This is a genomic window from Pseudomonas sp. No.117, assembly GCF_054558395.1.
In genome coordinates this window covers 217,172-230,645 of sequence record NZ_BAAJNP010000005.1, presented here as the reverse complement: position 1 = coordinate 230,645, position 13,474 = coordinate 217,172, and the positions used below count along the sequence as shown (strand labels likewise).

General features: G+C 68.4%; 12 protein-coding genes. 9 read left to right on the top strand and 3 right to left on the bottom strand.

The genetic code is table 11. From position 1 onward, the window contains the following. Positions 1-2 precede the first annotated feature (2 nt). Positions 3-1,175 (bottom strand): GAF domain-containing sensor histidine kinase, encoded by a 1,173-nt coding sequence (locus tag ACYJP6_RS13820; RefSeq protein ID WP_459475577.1) that lies wholly within the window; start codon positions 1,173-1,175, stop codon positions 3-5. A 589-nt stretch (positions 1,176-1,764) separates the two neighbouring features. Between ACYJP6_RS13820 and tyrS the strand changes: the two genes are divergently transcribed. The 9 genes from tyrS (at position 1,765) to ACYJP6_RS13775 (ending at position 10,714) form a co-directional block, all read left to right on the top strand. Continuing rightward, entirely contained in the window at positions 1,765-3,009 is a 1,245-nt protein-coding gene (tyrS, locus tag ACYJP6_RS13815) for a tyrosine--tRNA ligase (protein ID WP_459475576.1), read from the top strand. A gap of 10 nt (positions 3,010-3,019) precedes the next feature. Next, on the top strand, positions 3,020-3,697 hold the full coding sequence (locus tag ACYJP6_RS13810) for an SDR family NAD(P)-dependent oxidoreductase (protein WP_459475574.1): 678 nt from the start codon (positions 3,020-3,022) through the stop codon (positions 3,695-3,697). A gap of 97 nt (positions 3,698-3,794) precedes the next feature. Beyond that, a complete protein-coding gene (locus ACYJP6_RS13805; RefSeq protein ID WP_459475573.1) occupies positions 3,795-4,562 on the top strand; it encodes an SDR family NAD(P)-dependent oxidoreductase in 768 nt (255 codons plus the stop codon). Between the two features lie 10 nt (positions 4,563-4,572). Then, positions 4,573-5,757: an acetyl-CoA C-acyltransferase gene (locus ACYJP6_RS13800; protein ID WP_459475572.1), complete on the top strand. Its 1,185-nt coding sequence runs from the start codon at positions 4,573-4,575 to the stop codon at positions 5,755-5,757. 14 nt (positions 5,758-5,771) lie between these two features. Continuing rightward, positions 5,772-6,557 carry an enoyl-CoA hydratase gene (locus ACYJP6_RS13795; protein ID WP_459475571.1) on the top strand — a complete coding sequence of 262 codons (786 nt, stop codon included), beginning with the start codon at positions 5,772-5,774 and terminating at the stop codon, positions 6,555-6,557. 65 nt (positions 6,558-6,622) lie between these two features. Further along, the gene (locus tag ACYJP6_RS13790) at positions 6,623-7,525 is read left to right on the top strand and encodes a LysR substrate-binding domain-containing protein (RefSeq protein ID WP_459475570.1); all 903 of its coding nucleotides are present in this window, start codon (positions 6,623-6,625) and stop codon (positions 7,523-7,525) included. A gap of 178 nt (positions 7,526-7,703) precedes the next feature. After that, on the top strand, positions 7,704-9,014 hold the full coding sequence (locus ACYJP6_RS13785; RefSeq protein WP_459475569.1) for an MFS transporter: 1,311 nt from the start codon (positions 7,704-7,706) through the stop codon (positions 9,012-9,014). Further along, complete coding sequence (locus ACYJP6_RS13780; RefSeq protein ID WP_459475568.1) at positions 9,011-10,264, top strand: metal-dependent hydrolase family protein; 1,254 nt, start codon at positions 9,011-9,013, stop codon at positions 10,262-10,264. Before ACYJP6_RS13785 ends, ACYJP6_RS13780 begins: the two co-directional genes overlap by 4 nt. Before the next feature lie 57 nt (positions 10,265-10,321). Beyond that, entirely contained in the window at positions 10,322-10,714 is a 393-nt protein-coding gene (locus ACYJP6_RS13775) for an ester cyclase (RefSeq protein ID WP_459475567.1), read from the top strand. Between the two features lie 88 nt (positions 10,715-10,802). Here ACYJP6_RS13775 and lpdA read toward each other — a convergent pair whose 3' ends face one another. Both lpdA and ACYJP6_RS13765 read right to left on the bottom strand, forming a co-directional pair. Continuing rightward, positions 10,803-12,185 (bottom strand): dihydrolipoyl dehydrogenase, encoded by a 1,383-nt coding sequence (gene lpdA / locus ACYJP6_RS13770; protein ID WP_459475566.1) that lies wholly within the window; start codon positions 12,183-12,185, stop codon positions 10,803-10,805. Between the two features lie 2 nt (positions 12,186-12,187). Further along, the gene (locus ACYJP6_RS13765; protein ID WP_459475564.1) at positions 12,188-13,474 is read right to left on the bottom strand and encodes a dihydrolipoamide acetyltransferase family protein; all 1,287 of its coding nucleotides are present in this window, start codon (positions 13,472-13,474) and stop codon (positions 12,188-12,190) included.

The following is a 13,474-nucleotide window of genomic DNA, read 5'->3' as shown; positions in this document are numbered from 1 at the left end:
TATCAATCCAGGGCGGTGGGAAGGGTGAGGATGAAGCGCTGGCGCCCGTCCTCGCTGCGTGCGACCAGGGCACCCCCGTGACCGCGTACGACTTCCTGGGCGAGATAGAGCCCGAGAGCGAGAGATGGCGGCTGGCCTGGCTTGGCGGGCGTCAGCGCCGGCTGAAATAGCTGGGTGAGGGCGGCAGGATCCAGCGCAGGGCCGCTGCTCTCCACCTCCAGCTGATAGGTACGCTCGTCCAACTGGCCGCGCAGCGTGATGCGGCCACCCGGCGCGCTCTGCGCGGCCGCCTGTTCCAGCACGGCGCGCAGCGCCTGCAGCAGGCGTGGCAAGTCGAGGCGCAGAGCCGCGGGCAGGGGTGGCAGTTCGTGCTGGAAGGCGCGGTCGGGAAACCCGGCCTGCAGCGTCTCGAGCAGGGCGGTAAGTCGCTCGTTCACCTCGGCCACCAGCGCTCTTTTCAACGGCAGGCCCGCCCCCAGGCGCGCGCGAACGAAGTCGGCCGCGGCCGCGCTCCGGTGGGCCAGCCGCCGTGCCTCGGCCTGCCAGCGTTTCGCGTCCTGGGCGTCGGCGGGGATGGCCTGGGTCGCCAGGGCCTGCAACGGGCGCTGCAAGTCCTGTTCGAAGAGGACCAGCAGTTGCTCGCGCAGGGTCGCCAGGTCGACGCTGCCACGCGGGCCGGCCGTCTCGTCGCGGCGCTGTTCTTCCCGGGCGATCAACTCTCCCAGCAGCCGGGCGAAGCCTTCCAGGGTATCGACTATCGCCCGTTGCTCCAGCCGGGGCGCGGCGTGGCGGTCGAAGGCGCAGAGGGTGCCGAAGAAGGTGCCATTGGGGCGGAACACCGGGACCGACAGATAGCTCTTCCAGCCATAGAGGCCCGGTGCCGGGTGGTCGCAGTAGGTGGGGTTCTGCTCGACGTCGCTGATCACCACCGAATCGTGGGACGAGCGGACGTGGTTGCAGAGGGTGGATTCGAGATCCAGTTCGACGCCGGGCTGCAGGCCATAGGCGATGCGATCTTCCACCGCGCAAGCGACCCAGCGCTGCTCGGTGACCTCGGCGACGGTCGCGACGTTCAGGCCGCTGACATCACAGACGACCTTCAGGAGTGCGGCGACGGATTCCAGGGACGCCAGCAGCTCGATGCTTTCGACGGCGCTGGAAGGATGGCTGGGCATGGACAGGGCTCTTCGATGGACACGGCTTGAACGCTAGGCCAAGAGGCGCAGAAGGGCAACTCCAGCACTGCGCCTGACGACCGGCTGGGCGCGCGTCAACCGATCAGATCGGTCGCGTAGGCCAGCACCGTGAGGCACAGCAGGACCAACAGCAGGTTGGCCGGGGTGATGCTTTTCATCAGTGATATCCTCTCACGCAAGGGCTTTTCCGTGGCCAGGTACACCTGAAAACGCCGCGCTGGCGCCAGGGACCCCGTGGGGTGGAGCGGGTGGATTCATCTCTGCGTCTCTATACTGCTGACAAGGGACAGGAGTCGGAACGCCACTGTCGCCGTTCGTTCAGCGCTTGCCAGGGGAGCCGCGACGTCTGGTCGAAGCGAAGGCGCGAGTGGTGTGCGGTTGCCAAGCGCGACGCGACCCGGTAGCGTGGCGCTCATGCGAACCTTCCTCTGCCCCATCAGCGCCTATTATTCCTACCCGACTCATCGCGGGTGGTAGGTAGTGCGCTGCATGACCGAACCGCCTAGGGCGGCTCGGTCAAGGCAACTTCTCCTGGTCTCCCTGGCACCGTCCAGCCACAGGAGACTCCATGGACAGCACCACCCAAGACCTGCTCGCCACCCTCGAAGCCCGCGGTTTCGTCCACCAGGCCACTGACCGTGACGGCCTCGCGCGCGCCTTCGCCGCCGGCCCGGTGACCGGTTATCTCGGTTTCGATGCCACCGCCGACAGCCTACACGTCGGCCACCTGCAGGGCCTGATGCTGATGCGCTGGCTGCAGCGCGCCGGCCATCCCATCCTGCTGCTGATCGGCGGCGCCACCACCCGCATCGGCGACCCGAGCTTTCGCGACAGCAGTCGGCCGGTGCTGACCCAGGGCCAGATCGCCCTGAACATGGCTGGCATCGCCAAGGCCTTCCATCGCTACCTGGAAGTGGGCGACCACCATGGCCGCGCCCAGGTGGTGGACAACGCCGAATGGCTCGACGGCCTCGGCTACCTGGACTTTCTGGGCGCCGTCGGCCGACACTTTTCCATCAATCGGCTGCTGACCTTCGACGCCATCCGGAATCGCCTCGACCGCGAGCATTCGCTGTCCTTCGAGGAGTTCGGCTACACCCTGCTGCAGGCCTACGACTTTGTCGAGCTGTCGCGGCGCTATGGCTGCACCCTGCAACTGGGCGGCGCCGACCAGTGGGCCAACATCATCAATGGCGTGGAGCTTTCGCGCCGCCAGGGTGGTCCGCAACTCTATGGCCTGACCATGCCGCTGCTGGCCACCCGCGACGGACGCAAGATGGGCAAGTCGGCCCAGGGTGCGGTCTGGCTCAACGAGGAGCGGCTGCCGGCCTTCGATTTCTGGCAATTCTGGCGCAATTGCGACGATGCCGACGTCGGACGTTTCCTGGCGCTGTTCACCGAGCTGCCGCTGGACGAGGTACGGCGGCTCGGCGCCCTCGGCGGGGCGGAGATCAACCTGGCCAAGACGGTACTGGCCAACGAAGCGACCCGGCTGGCCCATGGCGAGGCCGCCCAGCGCGAAGCCGAGGCGGCCGCTGCCGAGGTGTTCGCCGAACGCGACGGCAGTGGCCAGTTGCCGGAACTCGCCGTGAGTCGCGCCCGGTTGGTGGCGGGTGTCAGTCTCGTCGAGCTCCTGGTGGACAGTGGACTGCAGCCCTCGCGCAGTGCGGTGCGGCGGTTGGCGGAAGGTGGCGGTCTGCGGTTGGACGAAGAGCTGGTAGTGGATCCCGACGGCCAGCTGACGCTGGCGGATGCCGGCCGACGGGTGAGTCTGGGTAAGAAGAGACACCTGCGCCTCGCGCTGGTGGACTGAGGAGAACGCCATGAATCTCTGTGTGATCGGCGCCTCGCGCGGCATCGGCCTGGGGCTGGTGGAAAGCTATCTGGCGCGGGGTGCCCGGGTGCTGGCGGTGGTGCGCAGGCCCAGCGCGGCGCTGGACCACTTGGCCTTGGGCGCCGCCGGACGGCTGCGGGTGGTGCTTGGGGATCTGTGTGATCCGGAGCTGGGCACGCGCCTGCGAGGGGAGCTGCCGGATGAGCCGCTGGATCGGCTGATCGTCAATGCCGGCATTCTGGGACCTGCCGAGGACGCGAGCGCGCGAGCGACGGCCGTCGAGCTGGGCGAGCTGTTCCTGACCAACGCCGTCGCGCCGCTGCGGGTGCTGGACGCCCTGGCATCCCAGCTGGCGATCAAGGGCGTGGTAGCCTGCCTGAGTTCGCAGATGGGCAGCGTCAGCCTGGCGCGGGCCGCCGAGATGCCCCTCTACGGCGCCAGCAAGGCGGCACTGAACAGCCTGCTGCAGAGCTGGGTAGCCCGCCGGCAACCCCCTTGCGCGGTACTGGCGCTGCACCCCGGCTGGGTGCGTACCAAGCTGGGTGGCGCCGCGGCGCCCCTGGAGGTGGCCGACAGCGTGAGCGGTCTCCTGGCGACCATCGAGGCCCGGGCCGGCCAGCCGGGCTGCGTCTTTCTCGACTACCAGGGCCAGCCGCTGCCCTGGTGAGCGGGGGCCGGAACGCTCACGGCGGCTGAGCGTTCTGGCCCTTGTCCGACCTCTACCGAGCGCTGAAGATGCGGGCATCATCCTCGGGAGCCTGGCCATGCGTATCGACGATCGAACCTTTTTGGTCACCGGTGGCGGTTCCGGTCTCGGCGCCGCCACTGCCCAGGCCTTGGTGGCGGCGGGTGCCCGGGTCGCGCTGCTGGATCGGCAGGCGGAAGCGGTGGCGGCTCAGGCCGCGCGGCTCGGCGCCCAGGCGCTGGCGCTGCCGGTGGATATCACCGACGCCGACGCCGTGGGCGCCGCCATCGACGGCATCCTGGAGCGTTGGGGCAGCCTGCAGGGGGCGATCAATTGCGCCGGTATCGTGGGCGGTGCCCGCATCCTCGGGCGTAACGGCCCGCATGATCTGGGCGCCTTCGCTCGCATCGTCACCGTCAACCTGGTGGGCAGCTTCAACGTCCTGCGCCTGGCGGCGGCGGCCATGGCGCGGGGCGAGGCCGACACGGGTGGCGAGCGCGGGGTGATCGTCAATACCGCGTCCATCGCCGCCTTCGATGGCCAGATCGGCCAGGCCGCCTACGCGGCGTCCAAGGGCGGAATCGCTGCCCTCACGCTGCCGGCGGCGCGCGAACTGGCCGGGCAGGGCATCCGGGTCATGACCATAGCGCCGGGGGTGTTCGAGACGCCCATGATGGCCGGCATGACCCCCGAGGTACGCGAGGCCCTGTCCGCCAACGTGCCTTTTCCGCCACGGCTTGGGCGGGGCGAGGAATTCGCCGCCCTGGTCCGCCACATCATCGAGAACCCCATGCTCAACGGCGAGGTGATCCGTCTCGACGGCGCCTTGCGCATGGCGCCCCGTTAGGAGATCCGCCATGAAAGATCCGATCGTCATCGTCGCCGCTGCCCGTACCCCCATGGGTGCCCTGGGCGGCGAACTGGCCGCGCTCGCGGCGCCGCAACTGGGCAGCGCGGTGGTCCGCGCGGTGCTGGAGCGGGGCAACTGGTCGTCGGAACGGGTCGACGAGGTGCTGCTGGGTTGCGTCCTGCCCGCTGGCCTCGGCCAGGCACCGGCGCGGCAGGCCGCCTTGGCGGCTGGCCTGGCGCAGAGCACCCGCTGCACCACCCTGAACAAGATGTGCGGCTCCGGTATGCAGGCGGTCATCCTCGGCCATGACCTGCTGCGTGCCGACAGCGCCGAGGTGGTGCTGGCCGGCGGCATGGAGAGCATGAGCCGGGCACCCTATCTATTGGCGAAGGCGCGCAGTGGCTATCGCCTCGGCCATGGCGCCCTGATCGACAGTATGTTCCTCGACGGCCTGGAAGACGCCTATGAGCCCGGTCGGCTGATGGGCGCCTTCGCCGAGGACTGCGCAGCGCGGTTGGGGATAGCCCGCGAGCGCCAGGATGCCTATGCGCTCAGCTCCCTGGAGCGGGCGCGCCAGGCACAGGCCAGTGGTGCCTTCGCCGCCGAGATCGTCCCGGTCGCGGTGGCGGGCCGCAAGGAAACCCTGAGCGTCGACAGCGACGAGCAACCTCGGCGCGCCGATCCCGCCCGCATTCCTACCCTCAAGCCGGCCTTTCGCGAGGGCGGCAGCGTGACGGCGGCCAACGCCAGCTCGATTTCCGATGGCGCCGCGGCGCTGTTGTTGATGCGGGCCAGCACGGCAGCGCGCGAGGGCCTGATCCCGCTGGCGACCATTCGTGGCCACGCCGCCCATGCCGGCGCACCGGGTGACTTCCCCACCGCGCCCATCGGTGCCATTCGCAGGCTGCTGGAGCGCATCGACTGGCAACTGGCGGATGTCGACCTGTTCGAGATCAACGAGGCCTTCGCCATGGTGGCCCTGGCCGCCCAGGACGCCTTGGGGCTGGACCCGCAGCGCCTGAACGTGCACGGTGGGGCCTGTGCCCTGGGCCATCCCATCGGCGCCTCCGGTGCGCGCATCCTGGTGACCTTGATCCATGCCTTGCATCAGCGTGGTCTGCGCCGGGGTGTGGCGGCCATCTGCATCGGCGGCGGGGAGGCCACGGCCCTGGCGTTGGAACTCAATGACTAGATAAGGAACAGACCATGAGCGAAGCTTCTGCCGAACCGACCCTGCTGCTGGACGTGCAGGATCGCGTCGCCCTCATCACCCTCAACCGGCCCAAGGCGCTCAACGCCCTCAACGCCCAGCTGCTCGCTGACCTGGACGCGCTGCTGGCGCGCCTGGACGCCGACCCCGCGGTGGGTTGCGTGGTGCTCACCGGGTCGGCCAGGGCCTTCGCCGCAGGCGCCGACATCAAGGAGATGGCCGGGCAGGGCTATCCGCAGATCTATTTGGACGACTACTTCCGCGTCGCCGACCGCATCGCCGAACGGCGCAAGCCGTTGATCGCCGCCGTCGCGGGCTACGCCCTGGGGGGCGGCTGCGAACTGGCGCTGCTGTGCGACTTCATCTACGCCGCAGACACGGCGCGCTTCGGCCTGCCGGAGATCACCCTGGGCGTCATCCCCGGCATCGGCGGCACCCAGCGCCTGACCCGCGCCCTGGGCAAGGCCAAGGCCATGGAGCTGTGCCTAACCGGACGGCAGCTGGACGCCGCGGAGGCCGAACGCGCCGGCCTAGTCGCCCAGGTCTTTCCCGCGGCCGAACTGCTGGAGCGTACCCTGGAGACCGCCCGCGGCATCGCCAGCCGGTCCCTGCCGGCGACCCTGCTGCTCAAGGAAAGCGTCAACCGCGCCTTCGAGACCAGCCTGGCCGAGGGCATCCGCTTCGAGCGCCGGGTGTTCCACTCGCTGTTCGCCAGCGCCGACCAGAAGGAAGGCATGACCGCCTTCGTCGAAAAGCGGCCGGCCAGGTTCGAGCACCGCTGAGGCCGCAATCCGCTTGCCAGAGGCGCTAGACTGGTCCTTCCAGCCCAGCGCCTCGAAAACCACGGATGCGTATCGATCCCTTACCTCCTCTGACCAACCTGATCGCCTTCGAGGCGACGGTGCGGCTCGGCAGCTTCACCCGTGCCGCGCTGGAGCTCAATCTCACGCAAAGCGCCATCAGCCGCCAGGTGGCGCAGCTGGAGGCCTTTCTCGGTCGCGCGCTGTTCCGCCGGGAACACAAGCGGCTGCACCTGACGGTGTCCGGGCAACGCTATGCTGAGCGGGTCCAGCAACTGTTGGCGGGGCTGGCGGAAACCACTGCCGAGGTCATGGACCACAGCGGCGAGCAGCAACTGGTGCTGGCTTGCTCGTCGGGGGTCGCGGCCCTCTGGCTGGGGCCGCTGATCGGCCAGTTCATCAAGGCCTTTCCCTCCATCGACGTGCGCCTGCGGGTCCTCGATAACCTCGATACCCTGCTCAAGCCGGAATTCGATCTGGCGCTCTACTTCCTGCGTGAACTGCCGCCCTCGGGGCTGGCCGGGCGCCAGCTGTTTCCCGAGAGGGTCGGTGCCTACTGCGCACCGGACTACCTGGGAGGCCGCCAGTTGCCTCCTGCGGCATTGCTCGACCAGCGCCTGCTGATGATCGAGGACGGGCAGCGCCGCTGGCTGTCCTGGGAGGAATGGTTTTCCCGCCTCGGCCATCCCGCAACTCGGATTCGTCAGCGGTTGACGGTGAGCCAGTATCCCATCCTGGTCGACCTGGCCGTGGCCGGCCATGGCGTGGTGCTGGGCTGGCGCCCCATGATCGATGGTCATCTGCGCGCGGGCAGCCTGGTGCCGGCCTGCGCGGAATACGTGCAGGGGCAGGGCGGCTACCACCTGCTGTGGCCCGGCGATCGTCTGCCAGGCCTGGCGGCCCGCCGCTTCGAAGCCTGGCTGAACGAAAGCCTGGCGGCGCGGCGTTAGGCCTAATGCATGCGCCAGACGCATGCAAACCCCTGCAATCAGCGTTTTCACCGCTCGTGGTGGCCTCTTAAGCTCGGCAGCAGAGGGCAAAGATCCTCGTCCTGTTTCCCAATTGAAACTGCCGCCGCCGTAGTAGGAGGCCTGGGCTTCCTGCGCCAGCAGCATTCAGGAGCCAACAATGCAGAGCAGCACGACTCTCCCGGGACAAGCGTCCCTCGTCCAGCGCCGCCAGGCCAACAAGGCGGTCGTCGCTACCGTGATCGGCAACGGTCTGGAGTGGTTCGATTTCACCGTCTACAGCTTCTTTTCCGTCATCATCGCCAAGGTGTTCTTTCCGAGCGCCAGCGAACTCACCTCCTACCTTTTGGCGCTGGCCACCTTCGGCGTCGGTTTCTTCATGCGTCCGGTGGGAGGCATCCTGCTCGGTATCTATTCCGACCGCCGGGGTCGCAAGGCCGCGCTGTCGCTGACCATCCTGCTGATGGCCGCCGGTACCCTGATCATCGCCGTGACTCCCGGCTACGCCCAATGGGGCCTGTTCGCGCCGGCGCTGATCGTCCTCGCCCGCTTGCTGCAGGGCTTTTCCGCCGGCGGTGAGATGGGCAGCGCGACCGCCTTTCTCACCGAGCACGCGCCCGCTGGGCAGAAGGCGTACTACTCGAGCTGGATCCAGGCCAGCATCGGGGTGGCAGTGGCCCTGGGCGCGGGCTTCGGCGCGCTGCTCTCGGCGCTGCTGACCCCGGAGCAACTGGAGACCTGGGGCTGGCGCCTGCCGTTCCTGTTCGGCTCCCTGATTGGCCCTGTCGGCTTCTACATCCGCAGTCGCATCGACGAGACCCCGGCCTATGCCACGGTCGAGCGCGCCCAGTCGCCGCTGCGCGAGGTCTTGCGCATCTATCCACGCCAGACGGCGATCAGCTTTTCCATGGTCGTGCTCTGGACGGTCTGCACCTACGCCGTGCTGTTCTACCTGCCGTCCTATTCCACCCGGGTGCTGGGCCTGCCCAGTGGCCTGGGCTTCAGCGCCGGCGTGCTCGGTGGCCTGGTGCTGCTGGTCGCCACGCCGCTGGTGGGACGCCTGGCGGATCGCCATGGCAAGCGCCGCTGGCTGCTGGGTTCCGCTCTCGCCATCTTCTGCGTCGCCTGGCCGCTGTTCTGGATGCTCAATCGCTGGCCGGGCCTGGCGTCCCTGCTGGTATTCCAGTTGGTGCTGGGGCTGCTGATCTCCGGTTATCTCGGCGGGCTGCTGGCGGCCTTCGGCGAATTGTTGCCGACGCGGGTGCTCTCCACCGGACTATCGGTGGCCTACAACTTCGCGGTGACCCTGTTCGGCGGCTTCGCCACCTTCACCGTGACCTGGCTGATCGCCGCCACCGGCAGCCATCTGGCGCCGGCCTTCTACATCATGTTCGCCGCGGCCATCAGTGCCGGGGGCGCCGCGCTGTTCCGCGACGCATCCAGCGGCCATCAACCGGAAGCCTCCGTATGACTAAAAGTACTCCCCTGCTGCTGCGCAACGGCAAGCTGCTTGATCTCACCACCGGCACCCTGGTCACCGGTAAAGAAGTCCTGGTGGAAGGTGAGCGCATCACCGCCGTGCGTGACCAGAGCGCCAGTCCGCCGGAAGGCACCACCGTCATCGACCTAGGCGGTCGCACCCTGATGCCGGGGCTGATCGACTGTCATGTGCATGTGCTGGCCTCCAGCGCCAACCTGGGCTTCAACGCCCTGCAGCCCAACGCCATCATCATGTATCGCGCGCTGCCCATCCTCGAAGGCATGCTCGCCCGCGGCTTCACCACCGTACGGGATGCCGGCGGGGCGGATTGGGCCCTGGCGCGCTCCATTGCCCTTGGCCTGGTGCCGGGGCCACGCATCTTCGCCTCCGGCAAGGCGCTATCGCAGACCGGCGGCCATGGCGACATGCGCGCCCGTGGTGAATTGCTGCTGAGCGAGCCCTGCAGTTGCTGCTTCCGCGCCGGCGCCATCGCCCGGGTGGTGGACGGCGTGGACAACGTTCGCAAGGCGGTGCGCGAAGAGCTGCAGCAGGGTGCCACCCAGATCAAGATCATGGCTTCCGGTGGGGTGTCGTCGCCCACCGATCCCATCGCCAACACCCAGTACAGCGAGGCCGAGATCCGCGCCATCGTCGAGGAAGCCGAGGCGGCCAATACCTATGTGATGGCCCATGCCTATACCGCCCGGGCCATCCGCCGCGCCGTGGAATGTGGGGTGCGCACCATCGAGCACGGCAACCTGGTGGACCGGGAAACGGCGCAACTGATGCACGAGCGCGGGGCCTTCGCGGTGCCGACCCAGGTGACCTACGAGATGCTCGCCGAGCATGGCGCCCGCTATGGCCTGCCCGCCGATTCCGTAGCCAAGATCGAGGACGTCCGCCTGGCCGGCCGCCGCGCCCTGGAATTCTTCGCCGAGGCGGGCGTCCCCATGGGCTACGGCTCCGATCTGCTGGGCGAGATGCACGAGTACCAGACCCAGGAACTGCGGATCCGCGCCGAGGTGCTGGGTAATCTGGAAGCCCTGCGCAGCGCCACCAGCGTGGCCGCGCGCATCCTGCAACGCGAGGGCGAGCTGGGCTGCATCGCCAATGGTGCCCTGGCGGATCTGCTGGTGGTGGACGGCGACCCGCTGGCCGACATCGGCTGCCTGGTAGGGCAGGGCGAGCGACTGGACGTCATCCTCCAAGGCGGACGGCTGGTGAAGAATCGCCTGGGCTAAGGGGAGCCTTGGCAGCTGGGCGAGGTCCCTGTAATTGTTGCCAACGGAGACCTCGCCATGCCTCTTACCCCTGCCGAACTTCGCAGCCACTACCGAGCTTACCTCGACTGCCTCAACCGCCAGGCCTGGACTGAACTGGGCCGCTATGTCGACGAGGCGGTCGAGCACAACGGTCGTCCTCTGGGCCTGGCCGGCTACCGGGCCATGCTCGAAGGCGATCACGCCGCCATCCCGGATCTGCAGTTCAGCGCGCGGCTGCTGGTAGTGGAGTCGCCCCGGCTGGCGGCGCAGCTGGATTTCGACTGCACCCCGCATGGGGAACTGTTCGGTCTGCCGGTGAACGGCCGTCGGGTGCGCTTCAGTGAGCATGTGTTCTATCGCTTTGCCGAAGGGCGCATCCGCGAGGTGCGGTCGGTGATAGATACCGCAGTGATAGCCGCGCAGTTGTAACGAGGCCTCCGTCCTCCAGCCAGCGAAGAGTCGCTGGCTGAGCGGCGCCTGGCTCGGTCCTTGTCGAGGCCAAGCCAGGCAGACGCCGTCAGAGATGCAGTGCCCGGCCCAAGGCTTTCAGCGTCGCCTCCTGCACCGCCTCGCCCAGGGTAGGGTGGGGATGCAGGGTGGCCGCCACGTCTTCCAGCTGCATGCCCATCTCCAGGCTATGGGAAAAGGCCGTGGCCAATTCCGCCACCTGCTGCCCGGTGGCCTGCCAGCCGAGGATGCGATGGTCATCGGCGCGGGCCACTACCCGCACGAAGCCTTCCGGCGCTTCCAGGGTCAGGGCACGGCCATTGGCGGCGAAGGGAAAGCTGGCGGCCTTGATCTCCAGCCCCTGGGCCCTGGCCTGCTCGGGGGTGAGGCCGACCACCACGATCTCCGGATCGGTGTAGCAAACCGCCGGAATGGCCACCGGAGCGAAATGCCGCCGCTTGCCGGCGATCAGCTCCGCCACCACCTCGCCCTGGGCCATGGCGCGATGGGCCAGCAGGGGTTCGCCGGTGAGGTCGCCGATGGCCCAGACGTCGGTCATGCTGGTCCGGCAACCATCGTCGATCCGGATAAAGCGGCCGTCATAGTCCAGCGGCAGGCGTTCCAGGCCTTCGGTAAGGGGACGGCGACCGGCAGCCACCAGGATGCGTTGGGCGGGCAGCACCTGCTCCTGGCCATCGCCCGTGGTCATCCGCAGTCCGGTGCCATCCTCCGTCAAGCCGACGACCTTGCAGCCCAAGTGCAGCTCGATACCCAGCCGTTCCAGGCGCTGGCGCAGCGGAGCGGTGAGTTCGGCGTCGTAGCCTGGCAGCAGTCGCGACTGAGCCTCGACCACGGCGACCTTGGCACCCAGCTTGCGATAGGCGATGCCCAATTCCAGGCCGATATAGCCGGCGCCTACCACCACCAGATGCTCCGGGATTTCCGTGGGCGATAGTGCTTCGGTGGCCGAGATCACCGGGCCGCCGAAGGGCAGGTTAGGCAGTTCCACCGAGGTGGAGCCCATGGCCAGCAGCAGGTGCTCGGTGCGGATACGCAGCCGCTCGCCTCCCGTACGCTGCACCTCGACGGTCTTGCCGTCGAGGATCTCGGCCCAGCCCTCGACTACCGTCACCCCCTGCTTCTTCAGCAGGCCGGCGACACCGGTGGTGAGGCGATCGACGATGCCATTCTTCCAGGCCATGGCCTGGCCGAGGTCCAACTCCGGGCGGCCGTGGCGGATGCCCAGGCTGCCCTGGTCGGCACGCCCGCAGGTGCGATGAAACTCCTCGGCGACATGGATCATGGCCTTGGAAGGAATGCAGCCGACGTTGAGGCAGGTGCCGCCGAGGGCGGCACCCTCCACCAGGGTGGTGGTGATGCCCAACTGGGCGGCGCGCAGGGCGGCGACGTAACCGCCGGGGCCGCCGCCGATGATGAGGAGTCGGGTGTCCATGGCTACTCCAGGAAGAGGGTGGCGGGTTGTTCGAGCAGCTGGCGCACGGCCTGGATGAAACTGGCAGCGTCCTGGCCATCGATCAGCCGGTGGTCGAAGGAGGCGGAGAGGTTCATCAGCTTGCGCGGCACCACGAGGCCATGGCGAAAGGCCGGGCGCTCGACGATGCGGTTGACGCCGATGATGGCCACCTCGGGATGGTTGATGATGGGCGTGGAGGCGATGCCGCCCAGCGGGCCGAGGCTGCTGATGGTCAGGGTGGAGCCGCCCAGTTCGTCGCGACTTGCCTTGCCGCCGCGCACCGCGGTGGCCAGGCGCGCCACCTCCTGGGCGCAGCCCCAGAGATCCAGCGCCTCAGCGTGTCTGACCACCGGTACCGCCAGGCCCTGCTCGCCTTGGGTGGCGATACCCAGGTGCACCGCGCCATAGCGCGTCACCGTGCTGCTTTCCTCATCGAAGCGCGCATTCATCTGCGGGAAATCCCGCACCGCGACCACCAGGGCGCGCGCGAGGAAGGGCAGCAGGGTGAGGTGGGCACGACGCCCCTGCCAGCGCTGGTTGAGGCTGGCTCTCAAGGCTTCCAGCTCGGTGACATCCAGCTCTTCCACATAGGTGAAGTGGGGGATGTGGCGCTTGGCCGTCTGCATCTTCTCGGCGATCTTGCGCCTCAGGCCGATCAGCGGAAGGCGTTCCTCGCCGCTGCGCTTGGCCAGCCCATTGCCGCCGGTGGCCGACGGCAGACCGGCGTCACGCTGCTGCACATAGGCGTCCAGGTCGCCATGCAGGATACGGCCGTTCTGGCCGCTGCCGGTGACGAAGCGCAACTCGATACCCAGATCCCAGGCGTGCTGGCGCACCGCCGGGGAGGCCAGCGGCGGGCTACCGGGGGTCGGGCGGGAGGCCGGTCGGTCGTCGTCGCGCGGGAGTTCCGGTTCCGGACGGCGCGGGGCTGGGGCTACCTCGGGCTTGGGCGCTTCCACCTTGGGGGATGCCACCGCGGAAGCTTCTACCGGCGCGGGGCGACTGACCTCACGCTGGTTGCCGTCGCCGGCCACTTCCAGGCGGATCAACTCGGCACCCACCGCCAGCACCTGGCCGGGCTCGCCGCCGAGAGCCAGCACCCGGCCCACCACGGGTGAGGGAATCTCGACCATGGCCTTGTCGGTCATGACGTCGGCGAGGGTCTGGTCTTCGCTGACCTCGTCGCCCACCGCCACGTACCATTTGACCAGTTCCACCTCGGCGATGCCTTCGCCGATGTCGGGCATCTTGATGACATGGGTACCCAT

Bases quoted from the DNA above. Each gene is read 5' to 3' on its own strand.
- ACYJP6_RS13820 (WP_459475577.1), bottom strand. From the start codon at position 1,175: ATGCCCAGCCATCCTTCCAGCGCCGTCGAAAGCATCGAGCTGCTGGCG.
- tyrS (WP_459475576.1), top strand. From the start codon at position 1,765: ATGGACAGCACCACCCAAGACCTGCTCGCCACCCTCGAAGCCCGCGGT.
- ACYJP6_RS13810 (WP_459475574.1), top strand. From the start codon at position 3,020: ATGAATCTCTGTGTGATCGGCGCCTCGCGCGGCATCGGCCTGGGGCTG.
- ACYJP6_RS13805 (WP_459475573.1), top strand. From the start codon at position 3,795: ATGCGTATCGACGATCGAACCTTTTTGGTCACCGGTGGCGGTTCCGGT.
- ACYJP6_RS13800 (WP_459475572.1), top strand. From the start codon at position 4,573: ATGAAAGATCCGATCGTCATCGTCGCCGCTGCCCGTACCCCCATGGGT.
- ACYJP6_RS13795 (WP_459475571.1), top strand. From the start codon at position 5,772: ATGAGCGAAGCTTCTGCCGAACCGACCCTGCTGCTGGACGTGCAGGAT.
- ACYJP6_RS13790 (WP_459475570.1), top strand. From the start codon at position 6,623: ATGCGTATCGATCCCTTACCTCCTCTGACCAACCTGATCGCCTTCGAG.
- ACYJP6_RS13785 (WP_459475569.1), top strand. From the start codon at position 7,704: ATGCAGAGCAGCACGACTCTCCCGGGACAAGCGTCCCTCGTCCAGCGC.
- ACYJP6_RS13780 (WP_459475568.1), top strand. From the start codon at position 9,011: ATGACTAAAAGTACTCCCCTGCTGCTGCGCAACGGCAAGCTGCTTGAT.
- ACYJP6_RS13775 (WP_459475567.1), top strand. From the start codon at position 10,322: ATGCCTCTTACCCCTGCCGAACTTCGCAGCCACTACCGAGCTTACCTC.
- lpdA (WP_459475566.1), bottom strand. From the start codon at position 12,185: ATGGACACCCGACTCCTCATCATCGGCGGCGGCCCCGGCGGTTACGTC.
- ACYJP6_RS13765 (WP_459475564.1), bottom strand. From the start codon at position 13,474: ATGGGTACCCATGTCATCAAGATGCCCGACATCGGCGAAGGCATCGCC.